The sequence below is a fragment of the Flavobacterium rakeshii genome (assembly GCF_009741375.1).
GTDB lineage: Bacteria > Bacteroidota > Bacteroidia > Flavobacteriales > Flavobacteriaceae > Flavobacterium > Flavobacterium rakeshii.
The window spans coordinates 86070-103271 of record NZ_WOWP01000011.1; the positions used below are offsets into that span (position 1 = coordinate 86070).

At 36.2% G+C, this 17202-nt stretch carries 14 protein-coding genes; 4 read left to right on the top strand and 10 right to left on the bottom strand.

Annotated elements, in window-relative coordinates; all coding sequences use genetic code 11:
- Positions 1–12: 12 nt before the first annotated feature.
- The 3 genes from GN157_RS02995 to GN157_RS03005 are packed head-to-tail and all read right to left on the bottom strand — an operon-like array spanning position 13 to position 5595.
- Positions 13–1770, bottom strand: a complete 1758-nt coding sequence (locus GN157_RS02995; protein ID WP_157481644.1) for a peptide MFS transporter — start codon at positions 1768–1770, stop codon at positions 13–15.
- 28 nt (positions 1771–1798) lie between these two features.
- Complete coding sequence (locus tag GN157_RS03000; RefSeq protein ID WP_157481645.1) at positions 1799–3430, bottom strand: peptide MFS transporter; 1632 nt, start codon at positions 3428–3430, stop codon at positions 1799–1801.
- Entirely contained in the window at positions 3430–5595 is a 2166-nt protein-coding gene (locus GN157_RS03005) for a S9 family peptidase (protein WP_157481646.1), read from the bottom strand. The genes GN157_RS03000 and GN157_RS03005 overlap by 1 nt, the downstream gene beginning before the upstream one ends.
- Before the next feature lie 176 nt (positions 5596–5771).
- On the opposite strand from GN157_RS03005, the gene GN157_RS03010 reads away from it, so the two are divergent.
- The 4 genes from GN157_RS03010 to GN157_RS03025 all read left to right on the top strand — a co-directional run bounded on the left by GN157_RS03010 (position 5772) and on the right by GN157_RS03025 (position 9486).
- The gene (locus GN157_RS03010) at positions 5772–7121 is read left to right on the top strand and encodes a hydroxymethylglutaryl-CoA reductase, degradative (RefSeq protein ID WP_157481647.1); all 1350 of its coding nucleotides are present in this window, start codon (positions 5772–5774) and stop codon (positions 7119–7121) included.
- Positions 7102–8016 (top strand): GYDIA family GHMP kinase, encoded by a 915-nt coding sequence (locus GN157_RS03015; RefSeq protein WP_157481648.1) that lies wholly within the window; start codon positions 7102–7104, stop codon positions 8014–8016. Before GN157_RS03010 ends, GN157_RS03015 begins: the two co-directional genes overlap by 20 nt.
- A gap of 3 nt (positions 8017–8019) precedes the next feature.
- Positions 8020–8907 carry a helix-turn-helix domain-containing protein gene (locus tag GN157_RS03020; RefSeq protein WP_157481649.1) on the top strand — a complete coding sequence of 296 codons (888 nt, stop codon included), beginning with the start codon at positions 8020–8022 and terminating at the stop codon, positions 8905–8907.
- 183 nt (positions 8908–9090) lie between these two features.
- Entirely contained in the window at positions 9091–9486 is a 396-nt protein-coding gene (locus GN157_RS03025) for a VOC family protein (RefSeq protein WP_157481650.1), read from the top strand.
- Between the two features lie 75 nt (positions 9487–9561).
- On the opposite strand, the gene GN157_RS03030 is transcribed toward GN157_RS03025, so the two are convergent.
- The 7 genes from GN157_RS03030 to GN157_RS03060 form a co-directional block, all read right to left on the bottom strand.
- Positions 9562–11664: a peptidylprolyl isomerase gene (locus tag GN157_RS03030; protein ID WP_157481651.1), complete on the bottom strand. Its 2103-nt coding sequence runs from the start codon at positions 11662–11664 to the stop codon at positions 9562–9564.
- A gap of 101 nt (positions 11665–11765) precedes the next feature.
- On the bottom strand, positions 11766–13025 hold the full coding sequence (locus GN157_RS03035) for a hemolysin family protein (RefSeq protein WP_157481652.1): 1260 nt from the start codon (positions 13023–13025) through the stop codon (positions 11766–11768).
- A 13-nt stretch (positions 13026–13038) separates the two neighbouring features.
- Positions 13039–13221: a hypothetical protein gene (locus GN157_RS03040; RefSeq protein WP_157481653.1), complete on the bottom strand. Its 183-nt coding sequence runs from the start codon at positions 13219–13221 to the stop codon at positions 13039–13041.
- A 9-nt stretch (positions 13222–13230) separates the two neighbouring features.
- Positions 13231–13785: an LPS export ABC transporter periplasmic protein LptC gene (lptC, locus tag GN157_RS03045; protein WP_157481654.1), complete on the bottom strand. Its 555-nt coding sequence runs from the start codon at positions 13783–13785 to the stop codon at positions 13231–13233.
- Position 13786: 1 nt separating this feature from the next.
- Positions 13787–15157: a tetratricopeptide repeat protein gene (locus tag GN157_RS03050; RefSeq protein ID WP_157481655.1), complete on the bottom strand. Its 1371-nt coding sequence runs from the start codon at positions 15155–15157 to the stop codon at positions 13787–13789.
- A gap of 20 nt (positions 15158–15177) precedes the next feature.
- Positions 15178–16443: a hypothetical protein gene (locus tag GN157_RS03055; RefSeq protein ID WP_157481656.1), complete on the bottom strand. Its 1266-nt coding sequence runs from the start codon at positions 16441–16443 to the stop codon at positions 15178–15180.
- Positions 16436–17170, bottom strand: coding sequence for a type III pantothenate kinase (locus GN157_RS03060; protein WP_157481657.1), 735 nt, complete (start codon positions 17168–17170; stop codon positions 16436–16438). Before GN157_RS03060 ends, GN157_RS03055 begins: the two co-directional genes overlap by 8 nt.
- Positions 17171–17202: the final 32 nt, after the last annotated feature.

A 17202-nucleotide genomic window follows, 5' to 3' on the forward strand; every position in this document is an offset into this window, starting at 1 on the left:
ACAGTGCCGAAATTATTTAACCCCGTGCATCAGTTTTTTAAGTATTGGGTTTAGCGACATAACAATTAAACCTGCTATTGTAGGAACAATAGTAAATATAAGGAAGAACGTAGAAAGAGAGTACTCTTTAGTAATATTCTCAATCTGCCCACCTAAGATAGCCGCCAACTTGTTACCTATAGCAATTGCCAGGTACCACATACCAAACATAAAAGCAATCATTCTTGCCGGCACCAACTTACTCACATAAGAAAGTCCTACAGGCGATAAACATAACTCACCCAATGTATGGAACAAATAAGCCAATACTAACCATATCATACTTACTTTAATACCTTCTGTAACGCCATAAGCACCGAAAGCAAGTAAACCAAAACCTATTGCCATTACAATTAAACCAAGTCCATACTTAACTGCTGCACTTGGATTATACTTACTATCCCATATTTTAGAGATTGACGATGCAAATGTTATGATAAAGAAAGAGTTTAATATACTAAACCATGATACTGTTATTTCTGACTTATCAGCTGTAAAGTACTGGTAAAGCATCCACACAACTACACCCCATACACCAATAAAACAAACTGCAAGTACAATGTTAGAACCAGGTATCCTATTCCATGTTTGTTTTGCTAATAAAATAAGTACCCAGCTAACTATTAGTAAAGGAACAATAGTTAATATCGTATTTACAATATTAAATGTCATAAGCGAACCTCCTTCAAGAGTCCTATCAACATTATCTCTGGCAAATATTACAAGTGAAGAAGCTCCCTGTTCAAACGACATCCAGAAAAATACCGTAAAAAATGCAAAAACAACAACAGCAATCATTCTATCCCTAACAACTGTAGTATATCTCGCAATTCTTGTAATTACCAACACAAGGAATAGAATAAGCGCGATTAACACCATTACATTTTGACCATCAACACTGCCGGCTTTAAAAGGGAAGAGGTTTATATTCCCAATTTTAGACAACGGGTCATTAAAAGCATATAATAAACCTATTACAATTGTAACCAATATCAATAATTTATCGACAAGCGTAAAAGGATTTCTTTTATCCTCAGCATTAAGAGATGTTTTTGCAGCCTCTTCAGCAGCAATACGATCTGCTTTTGAAGGCACTTCTCCAACTGTACCAAAAAGTGGTTTTGCCAACCAAAACTGAAGTGTACCAAAAAACATAAAGACACCTGCTAAACCAAAGCCCCAGCTCCATCCAACATTTTCAGCAAGGTAACCACACAGCATCATTCCAAAAAAGGCCCCTGCATTAACCCCCATATAGAAAATAGTATATGCTCCATCCTTTTTATCTGAATGACCTTTATACATTTCTGAAAGAATTGAGGTCATATTAGGTTTAAAGAATCCGGTACCTATTACCAATAGTCCCAAACCTATATATAAAAACAGAGGTGTTTCAATAGCCATTGAAGCGTGACCCAATGTCATTATTATAGAACCTATTACAACAGCCCGTCGATAACCTATATACCTATCAGCTAATATACCTCCAAAAATAGGAGTTATATAAAGCAGCATTGCATATGTACCGTATAAAGCAGCCGCATTTTCGGCAGACCATCCCCACCCTGGGTTATCCCCTATAATAGAAAATGTTAAGAAGTTAATAAGAAGCACACGCATTCCGTAAAAGGAAAAACGCTCCCACATCTCAGTAAAGAACAAAACAAACAACCCTGCCGGATGTCCTAATACTTTCGATTTAAAAAAATCATTCGTTGTTGTCGTAGACATATTAAATATATTAATTCCTAAATAAATTCTATTTTACATCCTGCATTAGCTTTCTCACAATTGGTGATATTACGATTAATACCACACCTGCTATTGCTGCATAAATTGCTAACTGTAAATAACCATCAGTGTAAGTTACCAGCTTTTGCTGCAGAGAATCTCCTTCACCTGCCTGAGAAAGACCAGCCCCAAGAATACCTGCCACATACTGACCATATGCACTTGCCAGGAACCACATACCCATCATTACACCCTGTAGCCTTTGCGGAGACAGTTTTGTCATGATAGATAAACCAATAGGTGACAAACAAAGCTCGCCAAAGGTAATTACAAAATAAGCTAAAACAAAAACATCTAAGCTTGCAATTCCTGACCCTGCAACTACTTCAAAGAATCTTGTAGTATAAAACGTATAAAAACCACCTGCAAGGAACAGGAAACCTAAACCAAACTTAATAACAGTATTAGGTTCTATTTTCTTTTTCGCCATAGCAATCCATACAAGACCTACTATTGGCGCAAATACTATTACAAATATTGAGTTGGCTGCATTATTTACCCCGTTTGGATCAAGCGTAAATACGCCCAACACTTCATTGTTAAGATTTTTAGCTGCAAAAATACTTAACGAACCTCCACTCTGCTCAAAAAATGCCCAAAAGACAATAGAGAACAAAATGAATACAAGTGCTGCTATAAGCTTTTTACTCTCTTCCCAAGAGTGTTTTGTCATTTCGTAAATAAGATATATTAATGTACATGGCCCTATTATATACATAAACCAGTCGGTATACTCAGTCTTGGCAACCATAGTCATAATAACAGGAATAAGAGCAAGTGTACCTAGGTATACTACATACTCATACCAAGCTTTACCTGATTTAACTTTAGTTTTTACTGTAGTAGCTTCTGGCTGCACTGTACCAACCCCATCAATTTCAGGAATTTCTTCAATCGTATCATTATTCTTTCTTAAAGGAGAAAGACCAATAGGACCTAGTGTTTTTTGAGTAAAAATAAATGTCACTAAACTAATAGTCATTACAACACCTGCAAGACCGAAAGCAACATTCCAGGTTTTATCGGCAGGGATAAAACTGGTAAATAACTGTCCCTTACCTATTGCGATACATGCATACCCACCTAAAAGAGCACCAATATTAATACCTGAATAAAATAATGAGAAACCTGCATCTCTCCTTGGATCACCTTTTTTATAAAGCGACCCTACCATGGTAGAGATATTTGGTTTAAAGAAACCGGTACCGATTACCGTGAAACTAATACCTAAAAAGAAATTCTTTTCAGGAAACGGGTCAAATGCCAAAATAAGGCTACCTATAATCATTAAAATACCACCCCAGAAAAGTGATTTACGGAAACCTAAAATTTTATCAGCAAACAAACCTCCTATAAAAGTAAAGGCATAAACAAAGGCCTGTGTTGCCCCATACTGTAAGTTAGCCTGACTTTCCTGCATGTGCTCACCATTTTCCAGTATAAGGTGAGTAATCATAAAGTAGGTTAAAACCCCTCTCATCCCATAGAAGCAAAAACGCTCCCACATCTCAGAGAAAAATAAGCCCCATAATTGTTTTGGATATTTCCCTTCAAAACCCTGAATCTCTTCCAGAGTTGCTGTTTTAGTAATAGTACTCATTATAGTTTCTCTTTAATAAAGTTGGTCATTTTTGTAAATAACTGAAGGCGTGTTGCGCCTCCATAAATACCATGATTCTTATCTGGATAGATAGCCCAGTCAAACTGCTTGTTAGCCTGAACCAAAGCCTCTACCATAAGCATAGTGTTTTGCACATGCACATTATCATCGGCAGTACCATGAATAAGCAGGTAAGAACCTTCCAGTTTGCCTACATGACTTATTGGAGAATTTTCATCATACCCAGATGCGTTTTCCTGTGGTGTTTGCATATATCTTTCGGTATATACCGAATCATAAAGACGCCAGTTTGTTACCGGGGCAACAGCTATTGCCATTTTAAACACATCATTTCCTTTCAAAATACAGTTTGAAGACATGAAGCCTCCAAAACTCCAGCCAAATATACCTATTCTTGACGCATCTACATAATCATAGCGACCTAGTACTTTTGCAGCATCAATTTGGTCTTCCACTTCATACTTTCCAAGTTCCTTATAAGTTACCTTTTTAAAGTCGGCACCTTTAAAGCCTGTACCCCTACCATCAACACAAGCCACAATATAACCCCGTTGTGCCAGCATTAAGAACCAATAGTCATTATAACTGTTCCATTTGTTAGCCACTTCCTGAGAACCGGGACCACTATATTGATACATAAACAGCGGATATTTTTTTGAAGAATCAAAGTTTGCCGGTTTAATTATCCAGGCATTAAGCTCATGCCCTTTATCTGTTTTAATGGTAGTAAACTCTTTTGTTGGAAGATTATAATTTGCTAATCTGTCCTTAAGAGCTTTATTATTAGCTATTTCTTTTACCTCTTTACCATTCTTAGCATTCAATAAAGCATAAGAAGTTGGTTCCTGAGCGCTTGAAAAACTATTAATAAAGTATTCGAAGTTAGGACTGAATGTAGCATTGTTAGTCCCTGTTTTTTGCGTAAGTCTTGTTTTGTTTTTACCTGTTAAGGCAATTCGGTACACATCACGGTTAATGGAACCATTTTCTACCGACTGGTAAAAAATATTTCCTGTTTTTTTATCAAAACCATAATAAGCCGTTACTTCCCAATCACCTTTTGTTACCTGACGGATAAGCTTACCCGATTTATCGTAGTGGTAAATATGATTGAATCCGTCTTTCTCACTGGTCCATATAAAACTGTTATCGTTAAGGAAAGTTAGATTATCAGTAATATCAACATAAGCCTTATCTGTTTCATGAAGCACTGATGTAACCTTACCCGAATTTCCGTTTACAAAAACAAGGTTAAGGTCATTTTGATGCCTGTTGATTAACTGAACGCTTAACGTTTGCTCATCATTAGTCCATTTAATTCTTGGAATATAGTAAGCATCGATATTAGTAAAAGCTATTTTTTGTGTAGTATTATTTTTTACATCATAAATATGAAGAGACACTTTAGAGTTGTTCTCCCCAGCTTTAGGATATTTAAATGAATATTGCTGAGGGTAAAGTCCGCCCTGGTAAATATCCATCGAGAATTCCGGTACTTCGCTTTCATCAAAACGGATGTAAGCAATTTTATCTCCGGCAGCATTCCAGTCATAAGCTCTTACAAAAGCAAACTCCTCTTCATAAACCCAGTCGGTAATACCGTTTATCACAGCGTTTTTAACTCCGTCTGTAGTAATTTGTTTTGTAGCACCTGTAGCCATGTCATAAACATACAGGTTGTTATTGTAGCCATAGGCTATTTTAGAATTATCGGCAGAGAAGGTAGGCTCCTGAACTTTATCATCACTAAGTCTTACCAGCTTTTTGGAAGCAATGTCATAAATAAAGTAATCAGCCACAAAAGAATGCCTGAAAATTTGTTCTGAATTAACTGCTATCAGCACTTTTTTCTCATCCGGACTAAAAGTATAACTATCTATACCATCAAGCTCACTAAAATCTTTTGAGCTGATAATAGTAGTGACTTTTTCCAGTGTAGCAAAATCATACAAATCGATTTGCCCGCTACCCCAACCACCGTTTAACACAGTATATTGGTTAGTGTTTTTCATGGCTTCCAGCGAATACATTCCCTGAGTTCTGAATGCTCCGCCCCAAATCTCTTCGAGGGTTATTTTTTGCTGACCGAGAACCGGCAGGCTTAACAGTAAAAATAAGTAAAGTGAGTTTTTGATATTTTTCATTTCATACTTGGTAAAAAACTTCCAATTTTAGTAAAATTTTATGAGATAACCCTGCTTTTTTTTGTTAAATGAAATTTTACCGCATATTCACTAACAATATCGCACCTATACTTTTTTAGTATTTACACATGTTAAAACGTATCTTTGCAACCTGTAATTACTTTAAGACACTGAAAATGAGCAAGGCTATAGCTGGTTTTTCAAAACTGACTAAACAAGAAAAAATTAACTGGATTGCAAATGAATATTTTACCAATCCGGCGGTGGCAGTTTCACTATTAAAAAAATACTGGAACAATGACGAAAACCTGCAAAAACTACACGACGAGTTTATAGAGAACACCATTACCAATTTCTATCTTCCGTTAGGGGTTTGCCCAAACTTCAATATCAACGGAAGGGAATATACCATACCAATGGCTATTGAAGAAAGTTCGGTAGTAGCAGCAGCATCAAAGGCCGCAAAATTTTGGGCACAGCGCGGTGGTTTTAAAACCATGATACTGGGTACCGAAAAAATAGGTCAGGTTCACTTTATATACAAAGGGGACAAACAAAAGTTAACAGCCTTTTTCAACACAATAAAACCAAAGTTTTTTACCGAAACAGAAAGTATTACCAAAAACATGCAAAAGCGTGGCGGAGGTATTACAGATATAGAACTAAGAGACAAAACCGAATCGTTAGACAACTACTACCAGCTTCATGCTACTTTTGAGACTAAAGACAGTATGGGAGCTAACTTTATAAACTCCTGCCTGGAGCAGTTTTCTAAAACACTAAAAACCGAAGCATTACAGTATACCGATTTTACTGAAGAGGAAAAACATATTGAAACGGTAATGAGTATACTTTCCAACTATGTTCCTAACTGCGTTGTAAGAGCAGAGGTTTCGTGTCCGGTAGCCGATTTAAACGAAGGAAACAATATAGACCCACAGGAATTTGCCGAAAAATTTATTACAGCCGTTAAAATAGCCGAAGTAGAGCCCTTTAGAGCCGTTACCCACAACAAAGGGGTAATGAACGGTATTGACGCTGTAGTTGTAGCAACCGGTAATGACTTTAGAGCTGTTGAAGCCGGAGTTCATGCTTACGCATCAAAAAACGGCACATACAGTAGCCTATCACACGCTAAAATAGAAAATGGCATTTTCACTTTTTGGATGGATGTACCTTTAGCTTTAGGAACTGTAGGCGGACTTACAACACTACACCCGTTGGTTAAGTTTTCACTGGAGATGCTAGGCAACCCAACAGCTAAAGAACTGATGCAAATTGTAGCTGCTGCCGGACTGGCACAAAACTTTGCTGCGCTTCGATCGCTTACTACTACAGGAATTCAGCAAGGTCATATGAAAATGCACCTGATGAACATACTAAATCAACTGGAAGCTAACGAAAGTGAAAAATTACAAACTGTTAAACATTTTGAACAGAACACCGTGACTCATGCCGCAGTGGTAGACTTTATAAAAGAGTTACGTAAAGCAACAGCAAGCAACATTGAAACAGACATTTTATAGTAACGGAAAACTTTTAATAACAGGAGAATACACCGTACTTGATGGTGCAGATGCTTTTGCACTGCCTACCAAATACGGTCAGTATCTCTATGTGAATGAAGCAGAAACCCAACTGGTTAAATGGACAAGTTTTGATGCTGACAAAAGTATATGGTTTGAAGATACTTTATCCTTCAGCGATATAAAAGCAGGTAAAACAGAAAGTATTAATCCTGTTACTCAAACACTGGTAAAAATACTGCATACTGCAAACAGTATGAATCCGAAAACACTATCGGATTCAAAAGGATTTAATGTAGTTGCAGAATTAACTTTTCCAAAGCACTGGGGACTGGGAACGTCATCTACACTTATAAACAACATTGCACAATGGTTTACCATTGATGCTTTTATTTTATTAAAAAATAGTTTTGGCGGTAGCGGATATGATATTGCCTGTGCCCAAAATAACACCCCTATCATCTACAATATAGGCAGCCCGACACCAACTGTAAAGAGCGTAAATTTTAACCCTGAATTCTCTAACAATATTTATTTTGTTTACCTGAATCAAAAACAAAACAGCCGTAGTGCTATCGCAGCTTACAACGAAAAGAAAAGCAATATAGCCACCACAGTTAACCAAATAAACAGCATTACACAGGAACTACTAAACACAAACAACATTGAGCGATTTATGGAACTACTGGACAAACATACAGCCATAATGAGTGACGTACTGGAAACACCTCCTGTTAAAGAACAATTATTCCCTGACTATACAGGGAGTGTGAAGAGTCTTGGAGCATGGGGAGGCGACTTTGTATTAGCAGTATCTAAAAATAGCGACACAGCCAGTTATTTTAAGCAGAAAGGCTATCCTGTGGTTATACCTTACAAAGACATGATATTATAAACAATGACCTCAGAATCTTTAGAAATAAAAGATTTCATAAAAAGGCTTTTTAATCATCTGCCTAATAGTACCGAAGACACCAGTTGTACCGTACTACACACTAACCAATACCCAAAATCTATTGACGCTTTAAAGCTAAATTTCCATTTGGTTATTTTATGCAACAAAGGTAAGTGTGACACATCTGTCGGGCATCATGATTTTGCCATACAATCATCTGCAATTTCTATTATTCCACCGCATACGGTTTTTTCCATAAAGCATTTCTCAGAAGATTTTAATGCTCATTTTTTACTCTTCAAATCTGATTTTGTAAAAAAAGGCTTTGTAAAAAGTGACATCATGGAAGAGCTACTACTCATAAACCCTGATTACCCGCCAATCTTCGACCTGGAAGCAAACAACTTTAACGACACATTATATAAGTTTGAAAAGATAAAATACGAAAACGAAAATCAATCACCATTTTGCGTTGAAGTTTCCCGTTTGTACGTATTACAAATACTTTATGATTATAACAGAACCTGCGAGATATGCCTGTTAAATTCTGATAAACTAATTAACCGTCAATATCAGGTTATGTATGAGTTCAGGAAATTAGTAGACAGCAATTTTGACAAACTCAAAACTGTAAAGGAATATGCCGATATAATGAACTTATCCTCTAAGTACATTAGTGAGTGTATTAAAAACCAAACAGGCGTATCTGCACTTAGTTTAATTCAAAACCGAATTATTCTGGAAGCCGAGTTTTTATTAAAATACTCTCAGCTAACCATAAAATCAATTTCTAATAAATTAGGTTTTACATCAACATCAGCCTTCTCACGCTTTTTTAAAGGAATAAAAAGTATATCTCCTGACAATTACCGCAACAAACAGGAAAACTGACAACACAAACCGAATTCCTGCAATTGACTAACAATGCTTTTGTTCTGAATTTTGCTTCATAACATTTAAATCAATTTTATGAAACAGAAAACATTAAGCATTATAGCTACCGCTATTGCGATGATTTTTATTACATCGTGCAACAATTAAACAAATTCAGAGTCAACTAAAAATCAAAAAGAAATGAAAGCTGTACAGTTTAGAATTGCAAGACCAACAAACAACCTTGCTCAAATTGTAAGGTTTTACCACGAGGGCTTAGGGCTAAATATATTAGGTGAATTTAAAGGTCATGCAGGGTATGACGGAGTTATGATGGGTATGCCCGATAAAACTTATCATTTAGAGTTTACACAACACATTAATAAAGAACCATTACCTAACCCTACAAAAGAGAATTTAATAGTTTTATACTACGATACCCCAGAAGAATACAAAAAAGCAAATGAACAAATTCAAAAACTCGGAATAATACCTGTAGAGCCCGAAAATCCCTACTGGAAAGGAAAAAGCGAAACTTATGAAGACCCAGACCAATGGAGAGTTATACTATTTAATGGCATTTACAGCCCTGAATAAAAGCTTTTACTACATTTTACAAATAAAAAATCCCGCCTATTAGACGGGATTTTTTATTTATATATGTTTGTGAAATTACATTTTCACTCTGTTATCTTCAATATCAGCATTCTCTTTAAGAGCAGGACTTATTCTTGATGCAGCAGCAGTTTTCTCCTGCTTTTCAACTCTAGCTAAATAAGAGTTATAGTTAGGAAGCTCAGCAGCTTTCTCTACAGTTTTTGTAGCTATTTTAAATACACCTGACTTACCTACAATAAGACCAGATGTTTTACCAGCCTCAAGAGCAAAAGCAGAACCTACTACTTTTGGCTCAACACCTACTGTTGGAACCATAGCAGAACCTAATGTTACATTTTCTGCTGTAGTAACCTTAGCTCCCGACGCCTGTGAAACAGCATCAAGAGTATCTCCAGTCATTTTAGTTTTTATCTGCTCAGCCTTTTTCTCATTTCTGATTGTTGGAGCTACAGCAAGCCTAGCTTCTTCAACAGGCATCAACCCAGACTCGTTTACATCTTTAATTCTTGCAATAACATATCCGTCTGAAATATCAAATCTCTTAACATCACCAACTTCAGAATCTTTAGAGAAAGCCCAAAGAACAACTCCTCTTTGCGCTCCTAATCCCTGTATTGCTTCATCACTTGGAAGTAATTTAGCTACATTAACAACATTAACGTTAGCAGCCTTAGCAACTTCTTCAAATGGTTTTTGTGCAGCATCAAGCTCAAACTGAGAAGCCTTAGCATAAGTATCATCTCCTGTTTTATCACTTGGACGAATTTCTAAAGCAAGAGTAGCAACTCTTACAGCCTCATACTTATCATCAACTTTAATTACGTGGTAACCAAAATCAGTTTCAACAACACCGGTTTTCCCTACAGGATTATTAAAAATAAATTCATCAAAAGCAGGAACCATTTGCCCCGGAGTAACATTATCATAAGTACCACCGTTATTTTTAGACCCAGGATCATCACTGTTTTGAGCAGCCAGCACTCCAAATTTAGATGAGTCAGCTTTAATTTGTTTTAGTAAGTCATCAGCTTTTGCTTTTGCTTCCTCCTTAGTAAGTTCAACAGTTGGAGCAGCTCTCATAGCACCTTTGTAGGCAATAAGAATATGGCTTGCTTTAACACTACCACCTTCTTTTTTATCAAGCATTCTGGTTACTTTATAATAACCGTTCTCTACATAAGGACCAAAAACATCTCCCTTAGCTAAATCAAAAATATCATCAGCATGATCTTTCGGAAGATTCTTTTTAACTACATAAGTAGAATCATATTTGATATCTGAATTTGATGTAACAAAAGCAGGCACATCTTCTAACTTCATATCTTTAAAGCCAGGAAGAGTATCGTTTTTACCATCTCTGTATTCAACTCTTGATTTAAGAAGAGAGTTAATTCTGTCTCTTATCTCAAGCTCATCTTCAGCAGAAGCTTTATCTTCTATTTTAACGTACTCAATTGAACGTGTAGGCTGAGATTTATATTTTTTCTCGTTCTTTTTCATGTAAGCAATGATTTCATCATCTGAGACTGTAATCTCATCATCATTGATACTTGAAAAAGGAACATATACATAATCAAAAGTAACTTTGTTGTTTTCTGCCTCATATCTGGCTTTAGCATCATTGTTTGTTGCTACATAACCCGACTTAACCATTGCAGTATATATTTGCCTCATGGCAGAAGCCTCTACAGCAGGCGTGTTTCTTTCCATAGAGTTCCACATTTCAGGATTTGTGGTTTTCATATTCACAAGAAACTCATTGAATTTAGCTTTGTCAAATTGCCCTGCAGCATTAAGAAACTGAGGATTTTGAGCAATTTGAGGATTTTGGGCATACATGCTAATAACATGATCTTTCCCTACTCTTAAACCAGCCTGTTCAAATCTTTCACCAAAAAGGACTCTGTCTACTTCCTGACTCCAAACTGAATTAGATGCCTGAGTTGGAGATATCCCCGGCTGTCTGCTTTCCAGTTCATTTACTTTCTCTAAAAATTCCTGTACAGGTATATCGGTACCATTAACACTACCTACGTTTCTGGTAACTCCAAACCCGCCGCTTTTGATAACATCACCTATCACAAAAGCGAAAAGACAAAAGCCAATAACAAGTATCAGTATAAGCGAACGCTCCCTAATTTTTGATAAAACTGCCATTTTTAATGTTGTTAAATTTTATTTCAGTGGGCGAAAATACAATTATCTATTTAATAATAAAAGATGTTAAGTTATATTTTCAGATTAAAATGTTAATTTTTTTATTTCTGCTGTAACGGAACAAATTTAATAAGCTCTATCTTCTTATTTGACGCCATTTCAATAAGAATTTCGAAATCATCAAACTTTACACGCTCTCCGGCTTTTGGAATCTCTTTAGTATTATAAACCACAAAACCTCCCAATGTAGAATATGAATCACTTTCGGGTATTTCCAACCCATACTCTTCATTAACATACTCTACATCAAGCCTTGCCGAAAAAAGATAAACTCCTTCACCCATATCTTTTTCCACCAACTCCTCTTCATCATCATGCTCATCCTCTATCTCTCCAAAAAGCTCTTCAATAATATCCTCGATGGTAACTATACCCGATGTACCTCCGTATTCATCTATCACCACTGCCAAACTTTTTCTTTTTTTGGTAAGTATATTTAAAAGCTCTTTTATATAAATAGTTCCCGGAACATATTCGGCAGCGATCATCATTTGCCCCACCGTTTTCGGTTTTTTAAAAAGCTCAAACGAATGTATGTAACCAATAATATTATCCAGTGATTCACGATATACTATCATTTTAGAATAACCGGTATCAACAAATAAATCCTTAAGTTCCTGCACAGTATCATTTATCTCTACCGCCACAATTTCAGTTCGCGGCGTCATGATATCCCTGGCTTTCAGATCTGAAAACTCGAGTGCATTCTGAAATATCTGAATTTCAGAATCCACCTCCTCCTGCTCTTCCACTCCATTCATTTGTTCGGTAATATAATGCCCTAACTCTCCTCTGCTAAAGTACCCCTGCTGCTTGTCACCACTTGTACGAAATACTTTTATGAGGATAAAATCAGATACGTGAATAACAAATTTTGAAGCCCACGAAAACAAACAGTAAAAAGCATAGGCAGGTAGCGCAAAAAACTTAATAAGCTTATTGGCATATACCTGAAAAAAAACTTTTGGAATAAACTCAGCCGTAAGAAGTATTATAAAAGCCGATATAATAATTTGAAGTAATATAGCCGAAGCCATTGAAAACCGCATTGGAGCAAGCCATCCCATTACAACTCCCCCCATATAGTAACCGTAAATCACAAGACATATACTATTACCCACCAACATAGAGGTAATAAAACGCGCCGGTTTTTCGGTAAGCTTGGTAAGTATCCTGGAGAGAAACGAAGTTTGCTTTCTCTCTACACCCAGGTAAATTTTATTTGACGACACATAGGCTATCTCCATTCCCGAAAAAAAAGCGGAAAGCAATAGGCATACTATGATAATTGTCGCTTCCATAAGCGTTTACTGTTTATCTCCTGTTTTGAAACTTCTTAATTTGGTTCTTCCTGAAGAAAAACATAAAAACACAAACAGCAACAATCGCAAAAGACATATACGGCGACTCACCTTCCTGTATCCTCATAACACCATCATACACAAAAAAAGCACCTACTACAAGATAAAGATATGCTGTAAATTTAAAAATCCCCATTTTTTATAACTATTCAATATTATCTACATTTCCTTCTCCGGAGTTCTGTTGTGCATTAATAATGCTGAAATCCTTATTGAAGTCTATACCCGGACCTTCATAATAACGTCCGTCCTCATCTGTAAATTTAAAATTTTTCTCGGTATAAAACCATTCATTTTTCTGATCGTAGTAAAGTTGCTGCGTTTCCAGCCTTTTTCCGTCGTGCGAAGTAATTTTCACATTACCCTGCAAATCTATGAGTTGGGTTTTATTATAACTAATAGCGTAATCTGACTCTATGAAGGTTTTATTTCCGTTCTCGTCCAGCATGGTTACATGAACCCCTTTAGGAAACTCATTAAACCCATAATCAAGATTAGAAAAATCAAGCATTAAAGGACTCTCAAGTATAGCCTTTAGCTCACCAGAGTCGGTATACTTTAAATTTATATCTTCAGACTGACCTGCAGGCAAAAAAGCTACAGCATTCATCATCTGAACATCTTTCAGGCTACTTTCGCAGGAAGCAAATACTACCGCTAAAAAACCTATACAAACAAAAGCTTTACTTTTTAAAAGCATCTTATTTCACTTTTGGAACAGTAACTGTTTCGTTAATCCAGCAACCATAAACAATTTCGTCACCTTTTCGTTTACCGGCTTCTTTTACTTCATCTCGATTAGGCAGTCTTTTTTCATAATTCTCAATCATGGAAGCAACAGTACCTTTATACTTAACGTCTGCCTCCTCAGCTTTCTTCACAGTATCGATTGCAAGCCAAAGTAACGCCTTTCTTTCAAAATCGGTAATACTACACTCTTTAGTCACCGAAGCGTACATCTCAGCAAGTAAAATATACGCACGGGCTTTTTTCGGATTAGCCCTAACTGTTTTCAAAATATATTCTTTAGTCCTTGCCTTATCTGAGTTTCTTAATATTCCGGCTACTTTGTAATATACTTCAGCTTTTTGATCGGCATCAGTTTCAAGTTGTGCCGATTTATCAAAATATTCGGCAGCACCGTCAATATTGTTTTTTCTAAGTTCAATAGTACCCATATTAAAAGCCGATTGAGCAGAAGGCTTTAACTTATATAAAGCCGCCGCACCTTTTGCTAATACTCCCGACTCATAACATCTGTTTAAAAACATTACATTAACGAGAGCCTCAAGCCAGTCACTATTTTCTTTATTCTTTTCAAAATTAGCCGTGTAATATTCTTCAAGTCCTTTGCAGCTAAAATGTTTTGACGACTGTCTGTCTACATTTTCACCCACAGCAGTAAGTACATCAATATTTTTATTTGCTTTGGCTAAAAAATCTTTTTCTTCCTGAGTAAGCGGTTCGGTTTTTTCCTTAACCTTTAACTGATTTTGCCTGTCGGCAATTCTGTTTTTAGCATACATTACCTGAGTGGAAATAGCTCCAAACTTTTCAGTAAAATCAGCAAGTGTAATCTCCTGGCCTGCCTCAAAACGCTTTAAGTAGACATTATAGTAAGCCTCTATAGCCCTGTAATCAGTATAATCATGCGGTTGTAATACAAAAGCAGCATCAAGCATTTTGAAAACTTCTTTCTCATCTGCCAACCTGTAATCATTTTGTATTAAAGCCTTATTAATATTATTACTGTTTTTAGCTTTCGGGAAGTTTTTATTATGCATCTGGTACACACCAAAAATACTATCAGCAAACTGCTGTTTCAGTTCTTTAGTCTGAGCCGATTCTATTTTATACACCAAAGCAGTTTCTGCCAGGATATATAATTTTTCATCAACATTAGGACACTTTTTCACTAGCCCTCCAAACTGTTGCAATGCATCATCATATTTTTCAGACTTTACAGTTTGCTCAAAAGCAGCAATTTGCTCTTCACACTTTGAAGTTTGCTGCGCAACAGCTGTAAAAACCGAAGCGATAAATAAAAAAGCCGTTAGATTTTTCTTTATCATAAATGACACATTTTTAAGCATTAGTTAAATTTACGCTTAACAAACCATTTTTCGTTAAACGACAAACCTATATGCAGATTAAAATAATTTTCCTGTATTAACCCGGCACTAGTAGTACCACGTTTTCCATACTCAAAGCCTATGTTTAGATTAGATCCTCCAATAGTACTTCCAAGAGGCAAGCCTAAACCAAAACTCACGCCAAGATCGGTTATATCTTCACCATTTAGAACAAGGCCTGTATTTTCATACCTCATACCTGCTCTGTAAGTAATTCTGCTCAAATAGCTGGTATACGAATCATACCTTGGAATAAAATATCCTCCTAACGATAATCTGTATGAACTTTTAAACGAAGCATCAGACACGTTATCAAACCTATTACCAAACTCATTACTTTCCTGCCCCGTGTATTGCGCCCCTACAAACCATTTTCTCTCTACACCATATCCCGTACCAATACTATATGAAGAAGGCAACTTTACTTTCTCGTCAAAACTAGACTCATCAAGAGCATCAATAATTATTTCTGCGCCATTGCTTGAATATGAAACCGTTGCCATATTACGTGTTACCGAACTATTTAAATTAGCTGAAGGCGTATAAGTTGCAGCCGCATACCATGTAGCGCCACTCTCAAAACGTGTTTGATATGTAGCCCCTAAATTAAAAGATGCACCTCCATAATGAGAATCATTACTCTCTCTTGTAGGATATTGTACATCTGCCACACCTATAATCGATTTTGTTTCAATATTACCAAAGTTATATTGAATTTCTGCTCCCACACTAAGTTTTGGAGTAACAGCATAAGATGCTGCAGCATAAACACGATTCAATCCGCCTTTACCGTTAAATCTCCTGTACCTCTCTAAACCATCCTCATCTACAGAGGAATTATCCAGCTTATAACCTACCGATGTAATTGGCATCAAACCAAAGCCAACACCAAATTTATTATTAACGGGAATCCCCATTGCAAGATAATTAAATGTAGTTCTGTTAGCTTTCTCTTCTGCTACATCAGTTTTTAAAGTAGTAGCCGAAGTATTAGCTCCCAAGGTAAAAGTGGTAAATTTTAAAGCTGCATAGCCCGAAGGATTTTGAAGGTTAACATGAATACTATCTCTTAGTATCCCTATACCTCCCATACTTATATTCTCTACAGTACCTTTAAATTTTCTGTCACCCAGACCGTAGTATGAATATGGTGACGAATTACTCTCTTGTGAAAATATTACCCCCGAAGAAAGAAGGAATATACCTGCGATTATCTTTTTAATCATTGTTGGTTTTATATATATACAAATTGTTCAAACTTTCCAGTAGAAAATTTGAATTGGCAAATATGGTGTTTTTTAATCTTTTAGCCAAAAATTCAGCATCTCCTCCTGTTAATATAACCGTTAAATCTTCATAGTCCCTACTGTAGTCTTTTATAAACCCCTCAATTTCATGCAAAAAACCATTCACAGCTCCCGAATGCATTGAGCCAGCAGTAGAGTTTCCAATATAGTTTATCGGCTCTTCAGGATATAACAACGGAAGTTTAGCGGTAAAATTATGCATCGCATCATAACGCATTTGCAATCCCGGCGCGATAGCACCACCCAAATAGTGATTATTCCTGTCTATAAAATCGTAGGTTATACAGGTTCCGGCATCGAGCACCAGTCTGTTTTTATCAGGATATTGCAGTACAGCACCTGCTGCCAGCACCATCCTGTCGATACCTAAAGTAGCCGGAGTGGCATATTTATTTATAAACGGAAACAAAAAAATAGGGTTCACTACCTCAACGCGGGTATATTTTTGAAGTAGGCTTATTACTTCTTTTTCCTTTTCTCCTACCGAAGAGAGGATGGAAACCTCAATTTTTTCATATTGATGAAAAATTTTTTTAATTTTTTTTTCGGACTCGTTTTTCTCAAAAATAAATTTCTCTCTTAAGGCATTTACCTCAAACACAGCGGCTTTAATTTTTGTATTTCCTATATCTACGGCTAAAAGCATTTTCCTTTTGTTAGTGCAGCAAAGATACAAAT

Bases quoted from the DNA above. Each gene is read 5' to 3' on its own strand.
- GN157_RS02995 (WP_157481644.1), bottom strand. From the start codon at position 1,770: ATGTCTACGACAACAACGAATGATTTTTTTAAATCGAAAGTATTAGGA.
- GN157_RS03000 (WP_157481645.1), bottom strand. From the start codon at position 3,430: ATGAGTACTATTACTAAAACAGCAACTCTGGAAGAGATTCAGGGTTTT.
- GN157_RS03005 (WP_157481646.1), bottom strand. From the start codon at position 5,595: ATGAAAAATATCAAAAACTCACTTTACTTATTTTTACTGTTAAGCCTG.
- GN157_RS03010 (WP_157481647.1), top strand. From the start codon at position 5,772: ATGAGCAAGGCTATAGCTGGTTTTTCAAAACTGACTAAACAAGAAAAA.
- GN157_RS03020 (WP_157481649.1), top strand. From the start codon at position 8,020: ATGACCTCAGAATCTTTAGAAATAAAAGATTTCATAAAAAGGCTTTTT.
- GN157_RS03025 (WP_157481650.1), top strand. From the start codon at position 9,091: ATGAAAGCTGTACAGTTTAGAATTGCAAGACCAACAAACAACCTTGCT.
- GN157_RS03030 (WP_157481651.1), bottom strand. From the start codon at position 11,664: ATGGCAGTTTTATCAAAAATTAGGGAGCGTTCGCTTATACTGATACTT.
- GN157_RS03035 (WP_157481652.1), bottom strand. From the start codon at position 13,025: ATGGAAGCGACAATTATCATAGTATGCCTATTGCTTTCCGCTTTTTTT.
- GN157_RS03040 (WP_157481653.1), bottom strand. From the start codon at position 13,221: ATGGGGATTTTTAAATTTACAGCATATCTTTATCTTGTAGTAGGTGCT.
- lptC (WP_157481654.1), bottom strand. From the start codon at position 13,785: ATGCTTTTAAAAAGTAAAGCTTTTGTTTGTATAGGTTTTTTAGCGGTA.
- GN157_RS03050 (WP_157481655.1), bottom strand. From the start codon at position 15,157: ATGATAAAGAAAAATCTAACGGCTTTTTTATTTATCGCTTCGGTTTTT.
- GN157_RS03055 (WP_157481656.1), bottom strand. From the start codon at position 16,443: ATGATTAAAAAGATAATCGCAGGTATATTCCTTCTTTCTTCGGGGGTA.
- GN157_RS03060 (WP_157481657.1), bottom strand. From the start codon at position 17,170: ATGCTTTTAGCCGTAGATATAGGAAATACAAAAATTAAAGCCGCTGTG.